The sequence below is a fragment of the Paraburkholderia bryophila genome, from assembly GCF_013409255.1.
Classification (GTDB): Bacteria; Pseudomonadota; Gammaproteobacteria; order Burkholderiales; family Burkholderiaceae; genus Paraburkholderia.
Genome location: NZ_JACCAS010000001.1, coordinates 3,926,327 through 3,949,354, shown reverse-complemented (window position 1 = coordinate 3,949,354; position 23,028 = coordinate 3,926,327). Strand labels below are relative to the sequence as shown.

The window sequence follows — 23,028 nt, the reverse complement described above, 5'->3', positions numbered from 1 at the left end:
ATCAAGTTACCACACGACGCGGGTACGACGTATCCACCACAGTTTTGCAGAAGGCGTCGGGTATACTGCCCCGAACCGTTTTCCCCTGTCTCTTGCGCATCGCGCCTTCAGCTCACTATGACCGTCAAGCTTGCTCTGTCTGCACGAAACCGGCTACGCACCAAAACCGTAGTCGCCGCACTATCCGTCGTATCGTGCATGTTCATGGCAACTCATCCGGCGCAGGCGCAAAGCGCCGGCAAGAAAGCGCCGGTGCAGATCGCGCAAAGCCAACCGCAGCCCGCCGTGCCGCAAGGACAAACCTTCGAAGAAGAAATCGTCCCGCAGCGCTACGCCAACAATGCCGCGGTGGACACGTTCATCAACGACATGGTCGCGCGTTACGACTTCGACCCCGACGCATTGCACGCGCTGTTTTCGCACGTGAGCTATTCGGCGACCGCGGTCAAGCTGGTGACGCCGTCGCCCTCGCCGTCCATCAAGAACTGGCGCGTCTATCAGTCGCGCTTTCTCGACCAGATCCGCATCAACGCCGGCGTGCGCTTCTGGCGCGCCAACCAGGCCACGCTGCAACGCGCGTACGAGGAGTTCGGCGTGCCGCCGGAGGTGGTCGTCGGCATTATCGGCGTGGAGACGATTTACGGTCGCTTCATGGGTAACTTCCGCGTGCTCGACGCGCTGACCACGCTCAGCTTCGACTACCCGAGCACTGCCAATCGCGCGGATCGCCAGGCGACCTTCCGCAAGAATCTCGAAGACTACCTGGTATGGACCCGCGATTCGCAGATCGACCCGACCACGGTGCTCGGCTCGTACACCGGCGCGATCGGTATTCCGCAGTTTCTGCCGAGCAGCATCGTTCAGTACGCGGTGAGCTACGACGGCAACAAGCAGATCGACCTGCGCACCAACCAGGCGGATGCGATCGGCAGCGTGGCGAACTATCTGCGTCAGAACGGCTGGGAAAACGGCCGGCCGGTGGTGTGGAAGATCGGCACGGACGCCGGCAGCCTGGGCGTCGCACAAGCCGCCGCCGACGGCAAGCCGGAACCGCATTGGCCGCTCGACCAGTTGCTGCGCGCCGGCCTGCTGCTCAACGAACCGGACGTCGACGTCGCTGCGGAAGCCGGTACGCCGGTCACGGTGGTGGACCTGCCGTCGCCGGGACGCGGCACCGAGTACATGCTCGGCCTGAAGAACTTCTACGTGCTGACGCGCTATAACCGCAGCTTCTTTTATGCGCTCGCGGTTTATCAGTTGGGCCAGCGCGTCAAGGCGCAGATGGAAGCGAGCGACGCGGCAAGCGCCGTCAAGAACGCAACGCCGCCCGTGGCGGCTTCGCAGTAATCCGCTACCGGCACGCGAGCCGACTAGCGGTTCGCGACGACGTATCGCACGAGCATAAAAAAGCGCCGGTCCTTTTTGAAAGAACCGGCGCTTTTGCATTCGTTCAAGCGATGCCGCGTACTCAGGCGGGAAACACACCCGTCGACAGATACCGGTCGCCGCGATCGCAGACAATGAACACGATCGTCGCGTTCTCGACCTGACGCGCCACGCGCAGCGCCACTTCGCACGCGCCGCCCGACGAGATACCGGCAAAGATGCCTTCCACCGCCGCCATACGACGCACCATCGCTTCAGCCGCGGCCTGGCTCACGTTCTCGACGCGATCCACGCGGCTGCGATCGAAAATCTTCGGCAGATACGCTTCCGGCCACTTGCGGATGCCCGGAATACGCGAGCCCTCTTCGGGCTGCGCACCGACGATCTCGATCGCCTGATTCTGTTGCTTCAGATACGCGGACACGCCCATGATCGTGCCGGTCGTGCCCATGGACGACACGAAGTGCGTAATGCGCCCTTCGGTATCGCGCCAGATTTCCGGACCCGTGCCTTCGACGTGCGCCGCCGGATTATCCGGATTCGCGAACTGGTCGAGGATGATGCCCTTGCCTTCGCGCTGCATCTGCTCGGCGAGATCGCGGGCGTATTCCATGCCGCCGGTGACCGGCGTCAGAATGATCTGCGCACCGTACGCGGCCATGCTCTGACGGCGCTCGATCGACAGATCTTCCGGCATGATCAGCACCATCTTGTAGCCGCGGATCGCGGCCGTCATGGCGAGCGCGATGCCAGTGTTGCCGCTGGTCGATTCGATCAGCGTGTCGCCCGGTTTGATGCGACCGCGCGCTTCCGCCTTCTTGATCATCGACAAAGCCGGACGATCCTTCACCGACCCCGCGGGATTGTTGCCCTCGAGCTTCGCAAGGATCACGTTATTGCGGCTGCGGATCTCGTCGTCAGGAAGCCGGACAAGCTGCACGAGCGGCGTGTTGCCGATCGTGTCTTCAATCGTTTTGTAAGCCATATCGTTTCTGGTGCCGTCGCTGCGGGGAGTCTTCAATCTATCGATTCTAAACCACCGTGCCCGCGGCTGCCGTGCGGCCCTTCTAGCCGCATGGATGCAGGCGCGCGCATCATTCAGCGCGCATGTAGCAAACCACGCAAAAAGCCCGCGGCGGAGTACCGCGGGAGCCAGTCATCTGCATGACAGCTGAAGGAGTGTGCTGAACAACTCCGGGGACATGAAGGGGTACGACACGAGCGAGCCGCGCGCGTGACGACGCACGCCACGGACGCGGCTCGCGCCGGGCTATTTCTTTACCGCCACGGTGGTGTTGGCTTTGGGTGCATTGGCCGGAGCGGCCGCGCCCTTGGTCGATGCAGACGCCGCAGCTTGCGCGTTAGCAGCCGCGCCAGCCGGTCCGACAGCGAGACCCTCCGCCTGCAGGCGCTCGACGGTATGCCCGCCCATGCCTTTGACGCGCTTGCCGAGATCCGCCGGGTCCTTGAACGGACCATGCGCTGTGCGCTCTTCAAGAATGGCTTTCGCTTTGGCAGGACCGATGCCCTTGATGCCGCGCAGCGCGTCTTCGTTAGCCGTGTTGACGTCGACCGCCGCATACGCGTGGCCGAAAGCGGCGAGCATCGCCGCGGTAACCAGAATTTTTCGAAACATATGGAATCTCCCTCGTACATCCGGTTGGCGACCGTCACCCACCGGGAGATTCCACTTTACAGAGGTGTCCGGACTAATTAAACCTGGCCGAATAGCCAATGGACGTAGCGATCGACACCTTCCTGCACGCTCAGGAACGGTGCGTCGTAGCCGGCCGCGCGCAGCCTGGTCTGGTCGGCCTGCGTGAAGCACTGATACTTGCCGCGCAGCGCGTCGGGGAACGGAATGTATTCGATCAGCCCGCGCTGCACCTGATCCGCGAGCGACAACGCCGGTTCATTGTTCAGCCCGCGCAGCGTGTTGACCACGGTGCTCGCGATGTCGTTGAACGGTTGCGCGCGACCGCTACCCAGATTGAAGATGCCCGACTTGTCCGGATTATCGAAGAAGAACAGGTTGACCTTCACCACGTCTTCGATCGAGACGAAATCGCGCGTCTGCTCGCCCGCGGCGTAGCCGTTGTATTCGCCGAACAGCTTGACCTTGCTTTCGGCGCGGAACTGGTTGAAGTTGTGAAACGCCACCGACGCCATGCGCGCCTTATGCGTTTCGCGCGGCCCGTAGACGTTGAAGTAACGGAAGCCGGCAATCTGGCTCTTCGCGGTGGGCAGCACGCGGCGGATCACCTGGTCGAACAGGAACTTCGAATAGCCGTACACGTTCAGCGGCTGCTCGACTTCGCGCTCTTCGACGAAACGGCTCGAGCCGCCGTACGTAGCCGCCGACGACGCGTACAGGAACTGGATGTTCTGCGCGAGGCAGACGTCGAGCACCTCGCGGCTGTAGCGGAAGTTGTTGTCCATCATGTAGCGGCCGTCGGTTTCCATCGTGTCCGAGCAGGCGCCTTCGTGGAAAATCGCGCGTACCTTGCCGAAGTCGCCGCGCCTGAAGCGTTCGACGAATTCGGTTTTGTCGAGGTAGTCGTCGATTTCGCAGTCGACCAGGTTCTTGAACTTGTCGGCGCGCGTGAGGTTATCCACGGCGATGATGCGTTGTTCGCCGCGCTCGTTGAGCGCCTTCACGAGATTGCTGCCGATAAAGCCGGCCGCGCCGGTGACGATGACGGTCATGATGATCCTGCGGTAATGAGTTTCAGCCGACGCCCCGCGAGTCCCTGTGCCGCGCCGTCAATGCGCGCGCGACGAGAGATCCGCCGGGCCTGGGTCAATGAAAGAGTTCGTCGTAGTTGACGGTGGCCGTGCCGAGTTTGCCGACCACGATGCCGGCCGCGCGATTCGCGAGACCAACCGCGTCGACCAGCGTGAGACCCGCGCCCAGCATGGCGGCGAGCGTCGCGATCACGGTGTCGCCGGCGCCCGAGACATCATACACTTCGCGTGCAACCGCCGACGCGTGCAGGATGCCGTCGTCGGAGAAGAGCGTCATGCCCTCTTCCGAACGCGTCAGCAGCAGCGCCTTGAACTGCAGATCGGCGCGCAATTTCGTAACGCGCGCGATCAGATCTTCTTCGGATTTCCACTGGCCAACCACTTCACGCAACTCGGCGCGATTCGGCGTGATCAGCGTGGCGCCGCGATAGCGTTCCCAGTCGTCGCCTTTCGGATCGACCAGCACCGCCTTGCCTGCCGCGTGCGCCTTGGCGATCATCTGCGTGACGTGGGTCAGGCCGCCCTTCGCGTAATCGGACATCAGGATCACGTCGTGCGACGGCAGCAGCTCGTCGAAGCGCGCGAGGCCCGCGAGCAGCACCTCATGCGCCGGCGAATTCTCGAAGTCGACGCGCAGCAACTGCTGCTGGCGCGACAGCACGCGCAGCTTGATCGTGGTGAGCAACGCCGGATCGCGTTCGAGATGCGGCGTCACGCCGCTTTCGCCGAGCAATTGCACGATCCGCTCGCCGGGTTCGTCATGACCGACCACGCACAGCAGGCCAGCCTGTGCACCGAGCGCAACCGCATTGCGCGCGACGTTCGCCGCGCCGCCCAGACGGTCTTCCTGGCGTTGCACGTGCACGACCGGCACTGGGGCTTCCGGCGAAATGCGGTTCACGTCGCCGAACCAGTAGCGGTCGAGCATCACGTCACCGACCACCAGTACGCGCGCGGCGGCGAGTTGCTGGCGCGGCACCACGATGAGCGCCGGCGCCGGCGTGGACGCCGCGGCACCAGGCAAGGTCTCAGACATCGGCCGGAAGTTCAGAGGGTTGGGCATAAGGGCGTCCAATCGAGTGATAGTCGATACCGATCTCGGTCATCGCGTCCGGTTCGTACAGGTTGCGGCCGTCGAAAATCAGCGGCAACTTCAGCACGGATTTCAGATGCAGGAAATCCGGGCTCTTGAATTCCTTCCATTCGGTGACGATCACGAGCGCGTCCGCGCCGGTGAGCGTTTCGTCCTGCGTGCCGGTGAAGGTCAGACGCGCGAACTGCTCCGGCGCGTCGTGCAGATCGAGCGCGAAAACGCGGCGCGCTTCGGCCACCGCAACCGGATCGTACGCGCGCACCTGCGCACCACGCGCCAGCAGTTCGGCGATCACGCGACGGCTCGGCGCTTCGCGCATGTCGTCGGTATTCGGCTTGAACGCGAGGCCCCAGACGGCGAACGTGCGGCCGCTCAGATCGTTACCGAGCTTCGCGGCGATCTTGTTCACCAGCACGTCTTTCTGGTTGTTGTTCACGTCTTCGACCGCTTCGAGAATGCGCAGCGGATGGCCGCTTTCGCTCGCCGTGCGGATCAGCGCCTGCACGTCCTTCGGGAAGCACGAGCCGCCGTAGCCGCAACCGGCATACAGGAAGTGATAGCCGATCCGCGGATCCGAACCGATGCCGCGACGCACCGCTTCGATATCGGCGCCGACACGGTCCGCCAGATTCGACATCTCGTTCATGAACGAGATGCGCGTGGCGAGCATGGCGTTGGCCGCGTATTTGGTGAATTCGGCCGAGCGCACGTCCATGTACAGCGTGCGTTCGTGATTGCGGTTGAACGGGGCGTACAGGCGCTTCATCAGTTCGCGGGCGCGCATGCCGGATTCGTCTTCGTCATGGCCGAGCACGATGCGATCGGGCCGCATGAAGTCGTCGACCGCCGCGCCTTCTTTCAGGAACTCGGGATTCGACACCACCGAAAAGCAGTGCTGTTCGCTACCGGCGAGCCCCCGTTTGGCCAGCTCTTCTTCGACCACGGCACGCACGCGCTGCGCGGTGCCGACGGGCACCGTCGATTTGTCGACGATCACCTTGAAGCCGGTCATTGTGCGGCCAATGTTGCGGGCTGCTTCGAGAACGTATTGCAGGTCAGCCGAGCCGTCTTCGTCGGGCGGCGTGCCGACGGCGATGAACTGCACCTCGCCGTGCGCCACGCTCGCTTCGATATCGGTCGAAAACGTGATGCGACGCGCCGCGCGCGTGCGGTTGATGATCTCCAGCAGGCCCGGCTCGTGAATCGGCACGCCGCCGTTGTTGAGGATCTCGATCTTGCGCGGATCGACGTCGAGACAGAACACGTCGTGGCCGATTTCGGCGAGGCACGCGCCGGTGACGAGGCCCACATAGCCCGTGCCGATAATGGTGATTTTCATACGCTTTCCGGTAGAGGGTTCCGGTGATGATTCCCGGCGGTAAAGCCGGTCATGAACACGTTGCTGCGATATCCGCCTGCGCGGGCGCCGTCGCCTGGCGCGTGATGCGGCGCGCGCGCGGCGGTCCGATTAATGGCCGACGCGGCCGCCATGGCGTCAGTTCGACGCGGTGATCGGTTCGACGCGACGCGGCGCATAGGTTTCCCAACCGCTGCAACCCGGGCACTGCCAGTAGAAAAGCCGCGCCCTGAAACCGCAATTCTGGCACGTATACCGTGGCAGATTTTTGGTGCGCTGGCGGATCAGCGTGCGCATCAGCTCCAGCTCACTGCGCCGTGGCTCTTCCGCGAGGGCTTCCTGCGCTTCGAGCAGGCGCGTCATGCCCGCCAGATTCGGCGACTTCTGCATCTGCGAGCGCGCGAGCGCGTGCGCCGCGTCGGGTCCACGCAGCGACGCGACGTGCTGATAGGCGACGTCGAGCAGGTCGTTGGTCGGATAGCGGTCGACCCAGGTGGTCAGCAGATCCGCGCCGTCCTGCGGGCGGCCGAGCGCCTCATAGGATTTCATCAGCTTTTCCGCGACGAGCGGCAGATACGCCGCATTCTGTTCCTCGACGCGCCGCCACTGCGCGATGGCGGCTTCCTGCGCGCCGCCGGCCGCGTCGACGTCGCCGAACAGGATCGTGGCGCGCACGTTGGTCGGGTTCGCCTTCAGCGCGTAGCCGAGTTGACGGCGTGCTTCGTCCGGGTTTTTCTGTTGCAGCGCTTCCTGCGCGAGTTCGCAATGGAACTGCGCGATTTCCTTGTCGAGCGATTCGGCGCCCATCGTTTCGAGATGGCGAGCGGTGTCGATCGACTTGACCCAGTCCTTCTCGATTTCGTAGATGGTCAGCAGCGCGCGTTGCGCGCCGAGCGCGTAGTCGCCGGTTTCGAGCGAACGGAAAGTTTCCTCCGCGCGGTCGAGCAGGCCGGCTTTCAGGAAGTCCTGCCCCAGCTCGTAAAGCGCGTGATCGCGTTCAGTGACGGGCAGATCGGCGCGACTCAACAGGTTCTGATGCACGCGGATCGCGCGGTCCGTTTCACCACGGCGCCGGAACAGATTGCCCAGCGCGAAGTGCAACTCGATCGTTTCCGGGTCGAGCTTGACCACTTCGATGAACGCATCGATCGCCTGGTCCGGTTGCTCGTTGAGCAGGAAATTCAGTCCACGGAAATACGAACGCGGCAGGTTGGCGCTTTCGGACAGCAGCGTCTTGAGGTCGTAGCGCGCGGCCATCCAACCGAACGCGAATGCGACGGGTATGACCAGCAGCCACCAGAAGTCTAGATCCATGCGATTGATGCAAATGAGCGGGAAAGCGGAAACGGAAAGCCGCGCTAACGACGCGCGGCTGAGGAAATGTCAGATCAGCGGCGGCATGGGCGGCTGTTCGACCACCACGGGGGTTTCGCGCGCGACGCGCAACTCTCGCTTGAGCCGGCCGTTTTCCATGCGCAGGCGCACCATTGCCGGCGTTGACGACACCAGCCCGGCCAGCAGCCCCACCACGAAGAACGCGAGGCCGATCAGGATCAACGGCGCCGACCATGCGTAGCCCGCGAGGAAATTCAGCGTAGCAGTTTGCGTATTGGAGAGCGCCAGCACCAGCAGCAGCACGAACACCAGTACACGGATCAGCCAGACGATAAATTTCATGAATAAGGTCTCTTGACGGCAGTTGCGGGGTGACGCCGGCTTGATGACGCGTCGCGCCACGGTGTTGCCCGCGCCGAAGTGACCCGTATTGTAATTGAAGCCCTCGCGGCTGGGCAGGAACTGGCTGAAAGCGGGCTGGCGGCGAGAGATTCACGTTGAGTCGAGACGGCGACCACACTGAGCCACACCTCGATAAATCCACTCGAAAAGTACAGGCGAAAAAAAAGCGCCCGAAGGCGCTTCAGACTGCTGACCAACCCCACGTTTTTCGGAGCGTGGGGTTTTGTTTTTCAGGCAAAGCAAATCTGGCAGTGAAGCACGACGTGGCGGTTGAAACGGGCCAGAAGTGCAGCGATGAGCCACTGCAGGCGATTGCCGGGCCGCTGGCGCACGCATAAACACGCCCGCAGGCGTGCCACCAGCAGCGCGATCTTCTTGATGTTCTGCGCCGCAGCGCCGAGCAGGCACTGCTCGGCCACCTTGCGCAGCCCGCGCATCCTCGCGTAGCGATGCCCATGCAGCTGCTTGGCATCCGCGAAGCTGCGCTCCACCGTTTCCTTGCGCCGTTTGTAGATCGCCTTGCCCCAGTCGGTCAGGCGACGCGCATCGACGCGCTCCTTCGCGCGCTCCCATACGTGCCGGATGACCACCTTCACATGGTTTGCGCTCGTCGTGCATTGGCCGCGCGCCTCACAGGTGCCGCAGCGCGACGGATCGGACCTGAACTCCTGATAGCCCGCGCGGTTTGTCGTGCTGTAGCGCAGTACCTGCCCGCGTGGGCACGTGTATTCCTCGCGATACCGGCTGTATCTGAACTCGCGTTTGTAGAAGAACCCGGGCTTGTGATTCGGCGTGCGGTAGCCCATCACGCCCTCAATGCCGCGATCCTCCAGCCCCTGGCAGATTGCCGGCGTGAAGTAGCCCGCATCCAGCCCCACCGCCTGCACCTGGAAGCCAAAGCGTTCGCGCTGCCGGTCCAGCCGCGCCAGATACGGCTGGCTGTCGTGCACCGAGGCGGGTGTCACATGCGTGTCGGTGACGATTGAATAGCGCGCATCGACCGTGCGGTGATCCAGGTAGAAGAAGCCCGTGGGCTTGTCGTCGCGCACCATGTAGCCGCTGTCCGGGTCGGTGCGGCTGACCTTCGTTTCCTTGCGCTCCGGTGTGGCAGCCGACCTCGAGCCCTCATCGTCGTCGGGGCCTTTGCGTTCGTCGCGCCGCAGCGGCTTCTTATCGTGCGCTGCCCGGTCCGCATCGACCGCAGCGTCCAGCGCCGCCAGATAAGCCGAAGGCGCCTGTTCGAGCTGCACCAGATCAAACTTGCGCTTGTTGGCGTTCGCCTTCAGGTGGGTGCTGTCGGTGTAGAGCACCCGTCCCTCGACCATGCCGCGCCCGATCGCCTGCTGCACGATTGCGTCGAAGATCTCCTGGTAGACCGTCGTGTCGGTGAAGCGCCGTCGCCGGTTCTGCGAGAACGTCGAGGCGTCAGGCACCCGGTCCGTGAGCCGAAAGCGTGCAAACCACCGGTAGGCCACGTTGACCTGCACCTCGCGCATGAGCTGGCGCTCACTGCGTACCCCGAACAGGTAGCCGATGAACAGCAATTTGAACATCACCACCGGATCGAGCGCTGGGCGCCCGTTGTCCGCGCAATACAGGTGCGCCACCTTCTCACGGATGAATTCGAAATCCACCGCCGCGTCGATCTGGCGCAGCAGGTGGTCCTTCGGCACGAGTTCCTCGAGCGTCACCATCTCGAGTTCGTGCTGCATGGGCGTCGGTGTCTTCAGCATGCCCCAATTAAACGACAAAGCCCGACGCAAGGCCAGGCTTTGGGGGTACTTTGTCAGCAGTCTGAAGCGCCCGAAGGCGCTTTTTCTGGTCTTTTGCCGACTGGCTTTGGCCGCTGACATTACCCATGCCACGCTGCAAACCACACAGCGGAACATTTACAGGTCGTCATCCGGCTCTTCGGCCTTCAGCGGCTCGCCCGCGCGACGATCTACCCGTTCGCGCAACTCCTTGCCTGGCTTGAAGTGCGGTACGTACTTCTCAGGTACCAACACTTTCTCGCCCGACTTCGGATTACGCCCGACGCGGGAGGGACGACGGTTGAGGCCGAAGCTGCCGAAGCCACGAATTTCGATGCGATGACCATTGGCAAGTGCCTCCGACATCGCATCAAGCATCGTCTTCACCGCGAAATCCGCATCTTTAAGAACAAGCTGTGGAAATCGCGTAGCCAGCTGGGCGACCAATTCCGATTTGGTCATACTGCAGCAGACCTCTCAGGCTTACTGGTTCTGGCCGTCGAGCTTGGCCTTCAGCAGCGCGCCGAGGTTCGTCGTGCCGGTAGCAGCCGTGCTCGAGTCCGACGAAGCCAGGCCGCGGATCGCTTCCTGTTGCTCAGCCGAATCCTTGGCCTTGATCGACAGGTTGATACCACGCGACTTGCGATCGATGTTGATGATCATCGCGTTGACCTTGTCGCCTTCCTTCAGCACGTTGCGAGCATCTTCCACGCGGTCTTGGGCGATTTCCGAAGCACGCAGGTAGCCTTCGACTTCCATCGACAGCTGAACCACTGCACCCTTCGCGTCTACCGTCTTGACCACGCCGTCGACGGTCGAACCCTTGTCGTTCATTGCAACGAAGTTGCTGAACGGGTCGCCTTCGAGCTGCTTGATGCCCAGCGAAATGCGTTCCTTCTCGACGTCGATGCCGAGAACGATCGCTTCCACTTCATCGCCCTTCTTGTACTTGCGAACTGCTTCTTCGCCCGTTTCGCTCCACGACAGGTCCGACAGGTGAACCAGACCGTCGATGCCGCCCGGCAGACCGATGAAGACGCCGAAGTCGGTGATCGACTTGATTGCGCCTTGCAGCTTGTCGCCCTTCTTGAAGTTGCGGCTGAAGTCGTCCCACGGGTTCGGCTTGCATTGCTTCATGCCGAGGCTGATACGGCGGCGGTCTTCGTCGATTTCCAGAACCATGACTTCGACTTCGTCGCCCAGCTGCACAACCTTCGACGGTGCAACGTTCTTGTTCGTCCAGTCCATTTCCGACACGTGAACCAAGCCTTCGATGCCCGATTCGACTTCGACGAATGCGCCGTAGTCGGTGATGTTGGTGACTTTACCGAACAGGCGCGTGCCCGACGGGTAACGGCGCGAGATGCCTTCCCACGGATCGTCGCCCAGTTGCTTGATGCCCAGCGAAACGCGGTTCTTCTCTTGGTCGAACTTGAGGATCTTCGCGGTGACTTCCTGGCCAACCGACAGCACTTCGCTCGGGTGACGCACACGACGCCATGCGATGTCGGTGATGTGCAGCAGGCCGTCGATACCGCCGAGGTCCACGAATGCGCCGTAGTCCGTGATGTTCTTCACCACGCCTTCCACGATCGCGCCTTCCTTCAGCGTTTCGAGCAGCTTTGCGCGCTCTTCGCCTTGGGTCGCTTCGATCACAGCGCGGCGCGACAGCACCACGTTGTTACGCTTGCGGTCCAGCTTGATGACGCGGAATTCCAGCGTCTTGCCTTCGTACGGGGTCGTGTCCTTGACCGGACGCGTGTCGACCAGCGAACCCGGCAGGAACGCGCGGATGCCGTTGACCATGACGGTCATGCCGCCCTTGACCTTGCCCGTGATCGTGCCGGTCACGAGTTCGTTGTTGTCGAGAGCCTTTTCCAGCGACAGCCACGAAGCCAGACGCTTCGCCTTGTCGCGCGACAGGATCGTGTCGCCGTAGCCGTTTTCCAGCGCGTCGATCGCGACGGAAACGAAGTCGCCCGCCTGCACTTCTACCTCGCCCGCGTCGTTCAGGAACTCTTCGAGCGGGATGTAGGCTTCGGACTTGAGACCAGCATTGACGACCACGAAGTTGTGGTCAACACGCACGACTTCGGCGGAAATCACTTCGCCGGCGCGCATGTCTTGCTTGGTCAACGACTCTTCGAACAGAGCCGCAAAAGATTCGGTATTCGGGGTAGAGGTTTGCAGGTCGGACATAAAAATCAAAATTTGCATGGTTCTCGCGGTGCCCGGCTGGCCGGATGGTCAGCATCGGTAAAAAAGTGCGAATGCCACGCGGGGTTAAGGGGTTAATACAACGCTTCACAACGGTCGTGAAGCAGCTACTGACAACGGACTTTCTACTGCGCCCGACGCCGACACAACTCGCAGTTCTATCAGGCGTGCGGGACTAAAGCTTCATACCACTGCACCACGTGCTCAACCGCTTGGTCGATCGACAATGCCGAGGTATCAAGCAGCTTTGCATCCGCTGCGGGCTTGAGCGGCGCGGCCGTGCGTTGACTGTCACGCTCGTCGCGCTCACGCAAATCCCGGAGCAAGTCATCTATATTAGCAGAAAAACCTTTTTGGATCAATTGCTTATGCCGGCGGGCCGCGCGGGCCTCGACACTGGCGGTCATGAACACCTTCAGCACGGCATCCTGGAAGATCACCGTGCCCATATCCCGGCCGTCGGCCACTAGCCCAGGTTCCTTGCGAAACGCCCGCTGACGAGCCACCAGCGCGGCTCGCACGGGAGCATGCACGGCGATCGCCGAGGCCCGGCTGCCGACTTCCTCGGCACGAATGTCGGCGGACACATCCACGCCGTCGAGTTGCGCCAGTCCCTCGCGAAACGTGATGTGCAGCTCGTCGATCAGTTTGACCAAGGCGTCGGCGTCATCGGCCGCGACGTTGTAGCGGCAGCTCGCCAATGCGGCGAGCCGGTACAGCGCGCCGCTATCCAGCAGGTGAAAGCCGAGGCTCGCGGCAACCAGCGCGGCCACGGTGCCTTTGCCGGAGGCACTCGGGCCGTCGATCGTAATGACGGGCGTCTGGTGAAAGGGACGGGTCGGTTTCATCTAAAAAGTCGCACGTCAGGCGATTCGGGGGCGAATCAGGGTTGAGCAAGCGCGGTAAAGCGCTCGAAATAATCGGGAAATGTCTTGCCGACGCACTTCGGGTCGTTGATCCGGATCGGCACGCCGCCGAGGCTCACCAGCGAAAAGCACATGGCCATGCGGTGATCGTCGTAAGTGTCGATCGCGGCATTCGGAATCAGCTTTTCGGGCGGCTCGATGACGAGATAGTCCTCGCCCTCCTGCACCTTGGCGCCGACCTTGCGCAGTTCGGTCGCCATCGCGGCGAGCCGGTCGGTTTCCTTCACGCGCCAGCTGGCGATATTGCGCAGTGTGGTCGCGCCGTCCGCGAACAGCGCGGCGACGGCGATCGTCATGGCCGCGTCGGGGATCAGATTGCAGTCCATATCGATCGGCTCGAGCTTGCCGCTGTCGTGACCAACGCCGCGCACTTCGATCCAGTCGTCGCCCATTTGCAGGTTCGCGCCCATGCGGATCAGCGCGTCGGCAAAGCCGACGTCGCCCTGAATGCTCGCGCGGCCCACGCCTTCCACTTTCAGCGGCCCGCCGCCGAGCGCGCCGGCCGCGAGGAAATACGACGCCGACGACGCATCGCCTTCCACCATCATCGTGCCCGGCGACTGATACCGCTGCCCTGCCGGCACGACGAACTGATGCCAGCCATGACGCTCGACCTTGATGCCGAAGCGCTCCATCAGCTTGATCGTGATCTCGATGTACGGCTTCGAGATCAGTTCGCCGTCCACCTGCACGGTGCTCACGCCGCTTTCGGTGCGCAGCAGCGGCAGCGTCATCAGCAGTGACGTGAGGAACTGGCTCGACACGTCGCCGCGCACGCGGATCGGCGCCTCGGCGGAAATCTGCGCCGGGCGAATGCGCAGCGGCGGATAGCCTTCGTTCTCTTCGTAATCGACGCGCGCGCCGATCTGACGCAAGCCGTCGACCAGATCGCCGATCGGCCGCTCATGCATACGCGGCACGCCGTGAATGCGATAGTCGCCGCCGTTCACCGCCAGCGCCGCGGTCAGCGGACGCACCGCCGTGCCCGCGTTACCGAGAAACAGATCCGCCGTGCGCGCCGTGAACGCGCCGCGCGTGCCGGTCACGACGCAGGTGTCGCCGTCGCGCTTCAGACGCACGCCGAGCTTTTCGAGCGCGTCGAGCATCACGCGGGTGTCGTCGGAGTCGAGCAGATTGGTGATCGTCGTTTCGCCTTCGGCAAGCGCCGCCAGCAGCAGCACCCGATTCGAAATGCTCTTCGAGCCAGGCAGACGAATCGTGCCGGACGCACGGGAAAAAGGTCCGAGGTCGAGGAATTCCATGATTGAGTCCAGTTCCGGTTATTTCGACGCGTCGCTATGCGCGACGCCGGCCGAGCGCTGTTCCTGCCACTCGCTACGCGCCACGCGCGAGCGCGCGAACACGGCTTCGAGCGTCGCGCCGTCGCCGGCCTCGATCGCTGCGCGCAAGCGCGCGAGCACGGCCGTGTAGCTGTCGAGCTCTTCAAGCAGCGCGGCGCGATTGGCGACGCACACGTCGCGCCACATTTCCGGGCTCGACGCCGCGATGCGCGTGAAGTCGCGAAAGCCGCCCGCCGCGAACGAAAACTTCAACGCGGCGTCCGGCGAATTGAGAATCTGTTCGACCAGCGCGAACGACAACACGTGCGGCAAATGACTGACCGACGCCAGCACGCGATCATGCTGTTCGGGCGACATATCGCGCACGCTGGCGCCGGTGGCACGCCACATCGCGGCAACACGCTCGACCGCCTCAGCCGCATTCTCGGGCAACGGGCACAGCACGACATTGCGGTTCACATACAGGTCGGGCAACGCGGCATCCGGGCCGCTCGCTTCGCGGCCGGCAATCGGATGCCCCGGCACGAACTGGCCGATGCGGGCACCGAGCGCCGCGCGGGCGGCGGCGACTACGTCGGACTTGGTGCTGCCGGCATCGGTGACGATCGTCTCTGCGTCGAGAAACGGCGCAATACGTTCGAGCAAAGGCTGCGTTTGCGCGACGGGCGCCGCCAGCAGCACGAAGTCCGCGCCGGACAACGCCTCGCGTAGCGCGCTGTCGTCGTTCAACGCCACGGCGCTGTCGATCACACCCAATTCCAGCGCCCGCGCGCTCGACGCGGACGAGCGCCCGACGCCGATCACCTTGCGCGCGCCCGTCGTCTCGCCGCGCTCGCGCAACGCGCGCGCCAGCGATCCGCCGATCAGGCCGACACCGAAAATCACCAACTTGTTAAAAGAAAACGCAGCCACGTCGGTCATAGTAAAAGCGCGCCTCTCATGCGATGCGGCGCGCGGATCAAGGATTGCCGCTCAGGTTACCGTTCGGGTACCGATCAAGCGGCGGCGAGCGTCTTTTCGAGCGCCGCGATGAATGCTTCGTTTTCTTCCGGCAGACCGATCGTAATACGCAGCCATTGCGGCAAACCGTAGTTGCCAACCGGACGCACGATCACGCCCTGCTTCAGCAACGCCAGGTTGACGCGGTTGCCGGCCGAGTCGTCATTACCCACGTGCACCAGCACGAAGTTGCCGTCCGACGGCACGTATTCGAGACCAAGCTTGTCGAACGCCTCGGTCAAACGGCGATAGCCTTGCGCGTTGAGCGCTGCGCTCTTTTCCAGAAACGCCGTGTCGTTCAGCGCAGCGATTGCCGCCGCTTGCGCGAGCGTGTTCACGTTGAACGGCTGACGCAGACGGTTCAGCAGATCGGTCAATTCCGGCTGCGCGATCGCGAAGCCCACGCGCAGGCCGGCCAGGCCAAACGCCTTCGAGAACGTGCGCGACACCAGCAGATTCGGATAACGACGCACCCAGGCGATCGAGTCGTAGCGCTTCTCTTGCGGCAGATATTCGGTGTACGCCTCGTCGAGCACGACGGCCACGTTGCGCGGCACCTTGTCGAGGAACGCCTCGAGCTTCGGACCTTCGATAAACGTGCCGGTCGGGTTGTTCGGATTGGCGACGAAGATCAGACGCGTGTCGTCGGTGATCGCGGCGAGCATTGCGTCGAGGTCATGACCGTATTCGACGGCCGGCACAACGATCGCGCGTGCGCCCAGGCCTTGCGTGGCCAAGGCGTACACCGCGAACGAATACTGCGCGTAGATGATCGACTGGCCCTTCTCCACGAACGCGTGCGCGGCGATTTCGAGAATGTCGTTGCTGCCGTTGCCGAGCGTGATCCACTCGGCTGGCACGCCGTAACGCTCGCTCAGCGCGCTCTTCAGTTCGAACGCATTCGCGTCCGGATAGCGGCCCAGTTCGCTGGCGGCTTTCGCCATGGCGCGTTGCGCCGATTCCGGCATGCCCAGCGGGTTTTCATTCGACGCCAGCTTCACGATGCTCGCTTCGTCCAGACCAAACTCGCGGGCCACTTCCGAAATCGGCTTACCGGCGACGTAAGGGGCAATCGCGCGCACATAGGAAGGACCGAAAGACGCTGTCATGAAAATCTCCGAACGATTATTAGCAAATGAGTCTGCGACCGGCGCGCCACGCATGCCGTTGGGCGCCGCCTGCGTGTCTGTGTGTCAGTCTGTGCGCCATTAACGGGCGCGCGGATACGAGCCCAGAATCTTCAGAAACGCGGCCTTCTCGCCGAGTTCGGCGAGCGCGGCGGCCACGCCCGGATCGTCGCGATGACCTTCGACGTCGATGTAGAAGTAGTACTCCCACGTACCGACGCGCGCCGGACGCGATTCGAAACGGGTCATGGACACGCTATGGCGCGCCAGCGGTTCCAGCAGCTTGACCATGGCGCCGGGCTCGTTCGCCACCGACACGATCAGCGAGGTCTGGTCGTACCCGCTCGGACCACCCGGCTGCTTGCCGATCATCACGAAGCGCGTGCGATTGTGCGGATCGTCCTGGATCAACGCGTAGGCGACTTGCAGACCGTAGTGGGTCGCCGCGCGATCGCCGGCGATCGCCGCGATGGTCGGATCGGCCGCCGCCATGCGCGCCGCTTCAGCGTTGCTCGACACCGCCTGGCGCTCCAGATGCGGTGCGTTCGTCGACAGCCAGCGCTGGCATTGTGCGAGCGCCTGCGCATGCGCGCATACGCGTGTCACGCCGGTCAAACCGCCGTTCAGCGACAGCAGATTGTGATGAATCGGCAAAGCCAGTTCACCGCCGATCGTGAGTTGCGTTTGCAGCAGCAGATCGAGCGTGCGCGAGACCGCGCCTTCGGTCGAATTCTCGACCGGCACGACGCCGAATTCCGCAGCGCCGGCTTCGACCGAGCGAAACACTTCGTCGATCGACGGGCACGGCAGGCCTTCGATCGACTGACCGAAGTACTCGTGCATGGCCTGTTCGCTGTACGTGCCAACCGGCCCGAGGTACGCGGCCTTGATGGTCTTTTCGAGCGCGCGGCTCGCGGCCATGATCTCGCGCCAGATTGCGCTGATGTGCTCGCTCGCGAGCGGCCCGTCGCTCATGTCTTGCAGACGCGCGATCACCTGCTGCTCGCGCTCGGGGCGGAACACCGGCGCGTTGAAATGCTTCTTGACCTCACCCACTTCGAGCGCCACCGCGGCGCGCTGATTGAGAAGCGCGATCAACTGCGCGTCGAGCGCGTCGATGCGTTCGCGAAGGGGTTTGAGTCGGGTATTGAGTTCGTCGTCCATGCGTGAATACGGCCCTGCCGGGTAACTGCTGGAAAGGATGCGCGCGCCTGCTGCTCGATACTGCTCGCTCAGGCGCTGCGCTGTTCGAATTCCTTCATGTATTCGACAAGCGCGTTGACGCCTTCGAGCGGGACGGCGTTATAAATCGACGCCCGCATGCCGCCAACGGACTTGTGGCCCTTTAGCTGCACCATTCCCCGGGCTTTCGCACCGGCCAGGAAATCATCGTTGCGCGACTCGTCGGCGAGGAAGAACGGTACGTTCATCCTCGAGCGCGAGCCACGTTCGACCTTGTTCAGATAGAAGCTGCTGGAGTCGACCGTGTCGTATAACAGCTTCGACTTTTCGAAGTTGCGCGCTTCCATTTCAACGAGGCCGCCCTGCTTCTTCAACCACTTGAACACCAGCCCGGCGATATAGATCGCATAGGTGGGCGGCGTGTTGTACATCGAATTGTTTTCGGCGACGGTTTTCCACTCGAACGCCGACGGGCAGATCGACAGCGCGCGATCCAGCATGTCTTCACGCACGATCACCACCGTCACGCCCGCCATGCCGATATTCTTCTGCGCGCCGCCGAACAGCACGCCGTATTTGGCGATGTCCATGGGGCGCGACAGAATATGCGACGACGCGTCGGCCACCAGCGGAATATCGCCGATGTCAGGAATCTCGAACGTTTCGACGCCGTGAATCGTTTCGTTCGTGCACAGATGCACGTAAGCCGGATCGTCCGACAACTGCCATTCCGAGCGCGCGGGCGAACGCGTGAAACCGTCCGCCGTCTGACCGCTCGCGGCGAGATGCACGGCGCCGTATTTTTGCGCTTCCTTGAACGACTTCTGCGACCACGAACCGGTCACGATGAAATCCGCGCGCGGTTTCGCGGCAAGCAGGTTCATCGGGACAATCGCGTTCTCGCCGAGACCGCCGCCCTGCAGAAACAGAATGCGATGGCTTGCCGGCACTTCAAGCAGGTCGCGCAGATCGACGAGCGCTTGCTCGTGGATCGACATGAATTCTTTGCCGCGATGGCTCATTTCCATCACGCTCATGCCGCTGCCTTGCCAATCGAGCATCTCGTCGGCTGCCTGACGCAGCACTTCTTCGGGCATGGCCGCGGGGCCGGCGGAGAAATTAAAGACGCGCATCGTGAAATCCTGGAAGCAGGCGCGAAAAAGAAGGATCGCGCATATTCGGCGAAATTGGCCGCCGTGAAGGCAACCACTGTGAAGCGGGCCGCGCGGTGCCGATCGCATCGGTTCGACAACGCAAACCGACCGAGCGAATTGCCCGCCGTTTCGCGCTGAAAAAGATAATGGCCGTTTGCGCCTGTGCGCAAACGGCCATTATCGCATTGTCACCGTCAAGCCGCCAAACCCGGCGCGCCGTAGAGCCTACGAAACGCGCCCGAGAAAGCGGCTAGCGCGATTTCAGCGCAGCCTTTCGACCTGGGATTTACTTGGCCGGCTTGACCGAAGCGACTTCCTTGTCTGCCTGGTCACGCGTTGCCTTGATCGATTGCGGCATGTACTTTTGCATCAAGCCATTCACGACGTCGCGGCCAACCTGGTCTTGTACCTGGATGAACTTGCGGCCGGTCGGGCTCTTGTAGAACGCGGTCAGATCCTTGATTTCCGACGTGCTGTAGTACTTCGCGTAAGCGTCGTACTGAGCTTGCATTGCGTCCGAACGGAAAGAGTCCGTTGCGAACACTTGACCTGCGCCGTCAACCAGCTTCGGCACTGCATTCTTTTGCAGCGTCGGGACGGAAGCCTGCTTCTGCTTGTCCGTCATCGTCTTGTTTTCGCTCAGGGCGTCCGACAGGATGGCCGGAACCAGCTGCTTGGCTTGCATCTGGGCGCTGTTGCCGATCGCGCCGACGAGCTTCTGTGCGTCGATTGCGTCCAGCAGATCTTTGATAGCAGCCTGCTTGGCCGGATCAACCGGTGCTGCGGCAGCAGCCGGAGCCGCCGGAGCCGGGCTCTGAAGCGCTTGAGCCATAGCAAAGGTCGGCACGAGGGCAGCCAGCAACATCAGTTGTTTGAATCGTTTTTGCATCATTACTCCCTAAGAGAAATTAATTTGAACTGCGCGCTGCGCGGGATACGTATCGGCCCGATACGCCATTATTCCCTGCGCAGCTTTCAACCAATCACTGAGACTGAAAGCCGCCAACGCGGATCAGGCTGCCCCACCCTCGTCACCGCCGTTTTCACCTTCGGCCGGACCTTCGGTGTCGCCTTCCACATCGCCCTCAGCTTCCGCTTCAGCAACCTGTTGCAGACCTGAAAGCTTGGTCCCTTCGTCAAGGCTGATGAGTGTAACACCTTGGGTTGCACGGCCCATTTCGCGGATTTCCGACACGCGCGTGCGGATCAGCACGCCCGTATTGGTGATCAACATGATCTGCGCTTCCTGATCGACCAGCGTTGCGGCGACGACGCGGCCGTTGCGCTCCGACGTCTGAATCGCGATCATGCCCTTCGTGCCGCGCCCGTGACGGGTGTACTCGATGATCGGCGTACGCTTGCCAAAACCGTTTTCGGTAGCGGTGAGCACCGACTGCTGCTCGTCGCCGGCCACCAGCAACGCGATCACGTTCTGGCCGTCTTCGAGCTGCATGCCGCGCACGCCGCGCGCCTCACGGCCCATCGGACGCACGTCGTTCTCGTCGAAGCGAACCGCCTTGCCCGAATCCGAGAACAGCATCACGTCGTGCTGGCCGTCTGTGATCGCGGCGCCAATCAGGTAATCGCCGTCATCCAGACCGACCGCAATAATACCTTTGCGCAGCACGCGGCCAAAGGCTTCCAGCGGCGTCTTTTTTACCGTTCCTAACGCGGTGCCCATGAACACGAATTTGTCGGCCGAGAATTCCTTGACCGGCAAGACAACCGTAATCTTTTCGCCTTCCTGCAGCGGGAAGATATTCACGATCGGACGGCCGCGCGAGTTGCGCGAACCTTGCGGCACTTCGTAGACCTTCACGCTGTACACGCGACCGCGGTTCGAGAAGCACAGAATGTGGTCGTGCGTGTTCGCGATGAACAGCGTGTCGATCCAGTCGTCTTCTTTCATGGCCGTGGCCTGCTTGCCGCGGCCACCACGCTTCTGCGCACTGTATTCGGACAGCGGCTGCGACTTCACATAGCCGGCATGCGACATGGTCACGACCATTTCCTGCGGCGTGATCAGGTCTTCCGTGTTCAGCTCGGTCGCGTTCATCTCGATCTTCGAGCGGCGCGCGTCGCCAAATTCGGCTTTTATCGACGTCAGTTCGTCGACGATGATCGCCGTAATGCGTTCCGGGCGAGCCAGAATGTCCAGCAGGTCGGCGATTTGCGCCATCACTTCGCGATACTCGCCGATGATCTTGTCCTGCTCGAGACCCGTCAGGCGTTGCAGACGCATCTGCAGAATTTCCTGAGCCTGGGTGTCGGACAGACGGTAGAGGCCGTCGGACTGCATACCGAACGCCGGGTTCAACCCGTCCGGACGATAGGCTTCGCGACCACCGGCCGACGCGTTTTCCGACTCGGCGCGCGACAACATTTCGCGCACCAGCGACGAATCCCACGGACGCGCCATCAATTCCTGCTTCGCGATCGGCGGAGTCGGCGCACCCTTGATGAGCGCGATGAACTCGTCGATGTTGGCGAGCGCAACCGCCAGACCTTCGAGCACGTGACCGCGTTCGCGCGCCTTGCGCAGCTCGTATACAGTGCGCCGCGTCAACACTTCCCGGCGATGCGACAGGAAGCACGACAGCATTTCCTTCAGGTTCAGCAGCTTCGGCTGGCCGTCGACCAGCGCGACCATGTTCATGCCGAAGGTGTCCTGAAGCTGGGTCGCCTTGTACAGATTGTTGAGCACGACTTCCGGCACTTCACCGCGCTTGAGCTCGATCACGACACGCATGCCGCTCTTGTCGGACTCGTCGCGGATATCGGAAATGCCTTCGAGCTTCTTCTCGTTGACCAGCTCGGCAATGCGCTCCAGAAGTGAGCGCTTGTTCACCTGGTACGGCAGTTCGTCGACGATGATCGACATGCGCTGACCGCGGTCGATTTCCTCGAAGTGCGTGAGCGCGCGCATCAACACGCGGCCGCGGCCGGTGCGATAGCCGTCGCGTACGCCGGCCACGCCGTAGATGATGCCGGCGGTCGGGAAATCGGGCGCCGGAATGATCTCGATCAGTTCGTCGATCGTGGCTTCCGGATTCTTAAGCAGATGCTGGCAAGCGTCGACGACCTCGTTGAGGTTGTGCGGCGGAATGTTGGTCGCCATGCCGACCGCGATTCCCGACGAGCCATTGATCAGCAGATTGGGAATGCGCGCGGGCAGGATGGCCGGTTCGTTTTCACTGCCGTCGTAGTTCGGCGTGAAGTCGACCGTTTCCTTGTCGATGTCGGCCAGCAGTTCGTGGCCGATCTTCGCCATGCGGATTTCGGTGTATCGCATCGCGGCGGCGTTGTCGCCGTCCACGGAACCGAAGTTGCCCTGACCGTCCACCAGCATGTAGCGCAGCGAGAAGTGCTGCGCCATCCGGACGATGGTGTCGTAAACAGCCGTGTCGCCGTGCGGGTGGTACTTACCGATGACGTCGCCGACAATACGCGCCGACTTCTTGTAAGCCCGGTTCCAGTCGTTGTTCAGTTCGTGCATCGCGTACAGCACGCGCCGGTGCACCGGCTTCAGGCCATCGCGAACATCGGGAAGCGCACGCCCCACGATCACGCTCATCGCGTAATCGAGATACGAACGGCGCATTTCCTCCTCTAGGGAGATTGGCAGAGTCTCTTTGGCGAATTGATCCATTATCCGTATCTTTTACGTGCCAAGGCGACGGGTAAACGACGCGTTGGCGTAAGCATTGCAGGCGCAACGCATCACGCGATTCTAACATGCCGCGAATCCGCTCCCGACTCAGGCACGTATACCTATTAGAGGGTGATCGGATAGCGCGTCCCGATGCCCCACTTTTACGTCGGTCAGGCGCGATTCGTGCGTGGGGCAATCCGCCGCTCAGCCATGACTGGCGGAGCCTCCAGCGGATTGCTTCTGTTGCGCATGCACCACAATTGCAGGGCGATTTGATTGGGGGCAGATTTTTTTATCGTGGGAAGGGAACGATATGGCAAAATGCCAACGCACAAAGAGTTAGACACTGCTCGAAGTCTACACAGCACGTTTTTTGTTCTACACCGATGTTATACTTCGAG

Annotated in this window: 19 protein-coding genes; 1 reads left to right on the top strand and 18 read right to left on the bottom strand. The window is 62.4% G+C overall.

The genetic code is table 11. The features are described from left to right. The first annotated feature begins 198 nt into the window (after positions 1-198). The gene (gene mltB / locus GGD40_RS17695; RefSeq protein ID WP_179703456.1) at positions 199-1,347 is read left to right on the top strand and encodes a lytic murein transglycosylase B; all 1,149 of its coding nucleotides are present in this window, start codon (positions 199-201) and stop codon (positions 1,345-1,347) included. A 121-nt stretch (positions 1,348-1,468) separates the two neighbouring features. On the opposite strand, the gene cysM is transcribed toward mltB, so the two are convergent. The 18 genes from cysM to gyrA all read right to left on the bottom strand — a co-directional run bounded on the left by cysM (position 1,469) and on the right by gyrA (position 22,624). Then, complete coding sequence (cysM, locus tag GGD40_RS17690; RefSeq protein ID WP_179744399.1) at positions 1,469-2,371, bottom strand: cysteine synthase CysM; 903 nt, start codon at positions 2,369-2,371, stop codon at positions 1,469-1,471. A 285-nt stretch (positions 2,372-2,656) separates the two neighbouring features. Then, a complete protein-coding gene (locus GGD40_RS17685; RefSeq protein ID WP_111929718.1) occupies positions 2,657-3,022 on the bottom strand; it encodes a ComEA family DNA-binding protein in 366 nt (121 codons plus the stop codon). A gap of 77 nt (positions 3,023-3,099) precedes the next feature. Then, a complete protein-coding gene (rfaD, locus tag GGD40_RS17680; RefSeq protein ID WP_179744398.1) occupies positions 3,100-4,092 on the bottom strand; it encodes an ADP-glyceromanno-heptose 6-epimerase in 993 nt (330 codons plus the stop codon). A gap of 94 nt (positions 4,093-4,186) precedes the next feature. Beyond that, entirely contained in the window at positions 4,187-5,194 is a 1,008-nt protein-coding gene (gene rfaE1 / locus GGD40_RS17675; protein WP_257030423.1) for a D-glycero-beta-D-manno-heptose-7-phosphate kinase, read from the bottom strand. Then, positions 5,160-6,563, bottom strand: a complete 1,404-nt coding sequence (locus GGD40_RS17670; protein WP_179744397.1) for a UDP-glucose dehydrogenase family protein — start codon at positions 6,561-6,563, stop codon at positions 5,160-5,162. The genes rfaE1 and GGD40_RS17670 overlap by 35 nt, the downstream gene beginning before the upstream one ends. A 156-nt stretch (positions 6,564-6,719) precedes the next feature. After that, entirely contained in the window at positions 6,720-7,895 is a 1,176-nt protein-coding gene (gene lapB, locus GGD40_RS17665) for a lipopolysaccharide assembly protein LapB (RefSeq protein WP_179703453.1), read from the bottom strand. A 69-nt stretch (positions 7,896-7,964) separates the two neighbouring features. Further along, entirely contained in the window at positions 7,965-8,258 is a 294-nt protein-coding gene (locus tag GGD40_RS17660) for a LapA family protein (RefSeq protein WP_179744396.1), read from the bottom strand. A gap of 290 nt (positions 8,259-8,548) precedes the next feature. Beyond that, positions 8,549-10,051 carry an IS1182 family transposase gene (locus GGD40_RS17655; protein ID WP_179707906.1) on the bottom strand — a complete coding sequence of 501 codons (1,503 nt, stop codon included), beginning with the start codon at positions 10,049-10,051 and terminating at the stop codon, positions 8,549-8,551. Positions 10,052-10,207: 156 nt separating this feature from the next. Continuing rightward, complete coding sequence (locus GGD40_RS17650) at positions 10,208-10,531, bottom strand: integration host factor subunit beta (RefSeq protein WP_007180889.1); 324 nt, start codon at positions 10,529-10,531, stop codon at positions 10,208-10,210. 21 nt (positions 10,532-10,552) lie between these two features. Continuing rightward, positions 10,553-12,286, bottom strand: a complete 1,734-nt coding sequence (gene rpsA / locus GGD40_RS17645) for a 30S ribosomal protein S1 (protein ID WP_035547560.1) — start codon at positions 12,284-12,286, stop codon at positions 10,553-10,555. 161 nt (positions 12,287-12,447) lie between these two features. Continuing rightward, positions 12,448-13,134: a (d)CMP kinase gene (gene cmk / locus GGD40_RS17640; protein WP_179744395.1), complete on the bottom strand. Its 687-nt coding sequence runs from the start codon at positions 13,132-13,134 to the stop codon at positions 12,448-12,450. 35 nt (positions 13,135-13,169) lie between these two features. Continuing rightward, positions 13,170-14,474, bottom strand: a complete 1,305-nt coding sequence (aroA, locus tag GGD40_RS17635; RefSeq protein ID WP_179744394.1) for a 3-phosphoshikimate 1-carboxyvinyltransferase — start codon at positions 14,472-14,474, stop codon at positions 13,170-13,172. Positions 14,475-14,492: 18 nt separating this feature from the next. Further along, positions 14,493-15,434 (bottom strand): prephenate dehydrogenase, encoded by a 942-nt coding sequence (locus GGD40_RS17630; RefSeq protein ID WP_179744393.1) that lies wholly within the window; start codon positions 15,432-15,434, stop codon positions 14,493-14,495. A gap of 74 nt (positions 15,435-15,508) precedes the next feature. Further along, a complete protein-coding gene (gene hisC, locus GGD40_RS17625; RefSeq protein WP_179703449.1) occupies positions 15,509-16,621 on the bottom strand; it encodes a histidinol-phosphate transaminase in 1,113 nt (370 codons plus the stop codon). A 99-nt stretch (positions 16,622-16,720) separates the two neighbouring features. Beyond that, positions 16,721-17,803, bottom strand: a complete 1,083-nt coding sequence (gene pheA, locus GGD40_RS17620; protein WP_179703448.1) for a prephenate dehydratase — start codon at positions 17,801-17,803, stop codon at positions 16,721-16,723. A 68-nt stretch (positions 17,804-17,871) separates the two neighbouring features. Further along, complete coding sequence (gene serC / locus GGD40_RS17615; RefSeq protein ID WP_179744392.1) at positions 17,872-18,954, bottom strand: 3-phosphoserine/phosphohydroxythreonine transaminase; 1,083 nt, start codon at positions 18,952-18,954, stop codon at positions 17,872-17,874. Between the two features lie 307 nt (positions 18,955-19,261). Next, the gene (locus tag GGD40_RS17610) at positions 19,262-19,864 is read right to left on the bottom strand and encodes a DUF2059 domain-containing protein (RefSeq protein WP_035547578.1); all 603 of its coding nucleotides are present in this window, start codon (positions 19,862-19,864) and stop codon (positions 19,262-19,264) included. A gap of 123 nt (positions 19,865-19,987) precedes the next feature. Further along, the gene (gene gyrA / locus GGD40_RS17605; RefSeq protein WP_179703446.1) at positions 19,988-22,624 is read right to left on the bottom strand and encodes a DNA gyrase subunit A; all 2,637 of its coding nucleotides are present in this window, start codon (positions 22,622-22,624) and stop codon (positions 19,988-19,990) included. Positions 22,625-23,028: the final 404 nt, after the last annotated feature.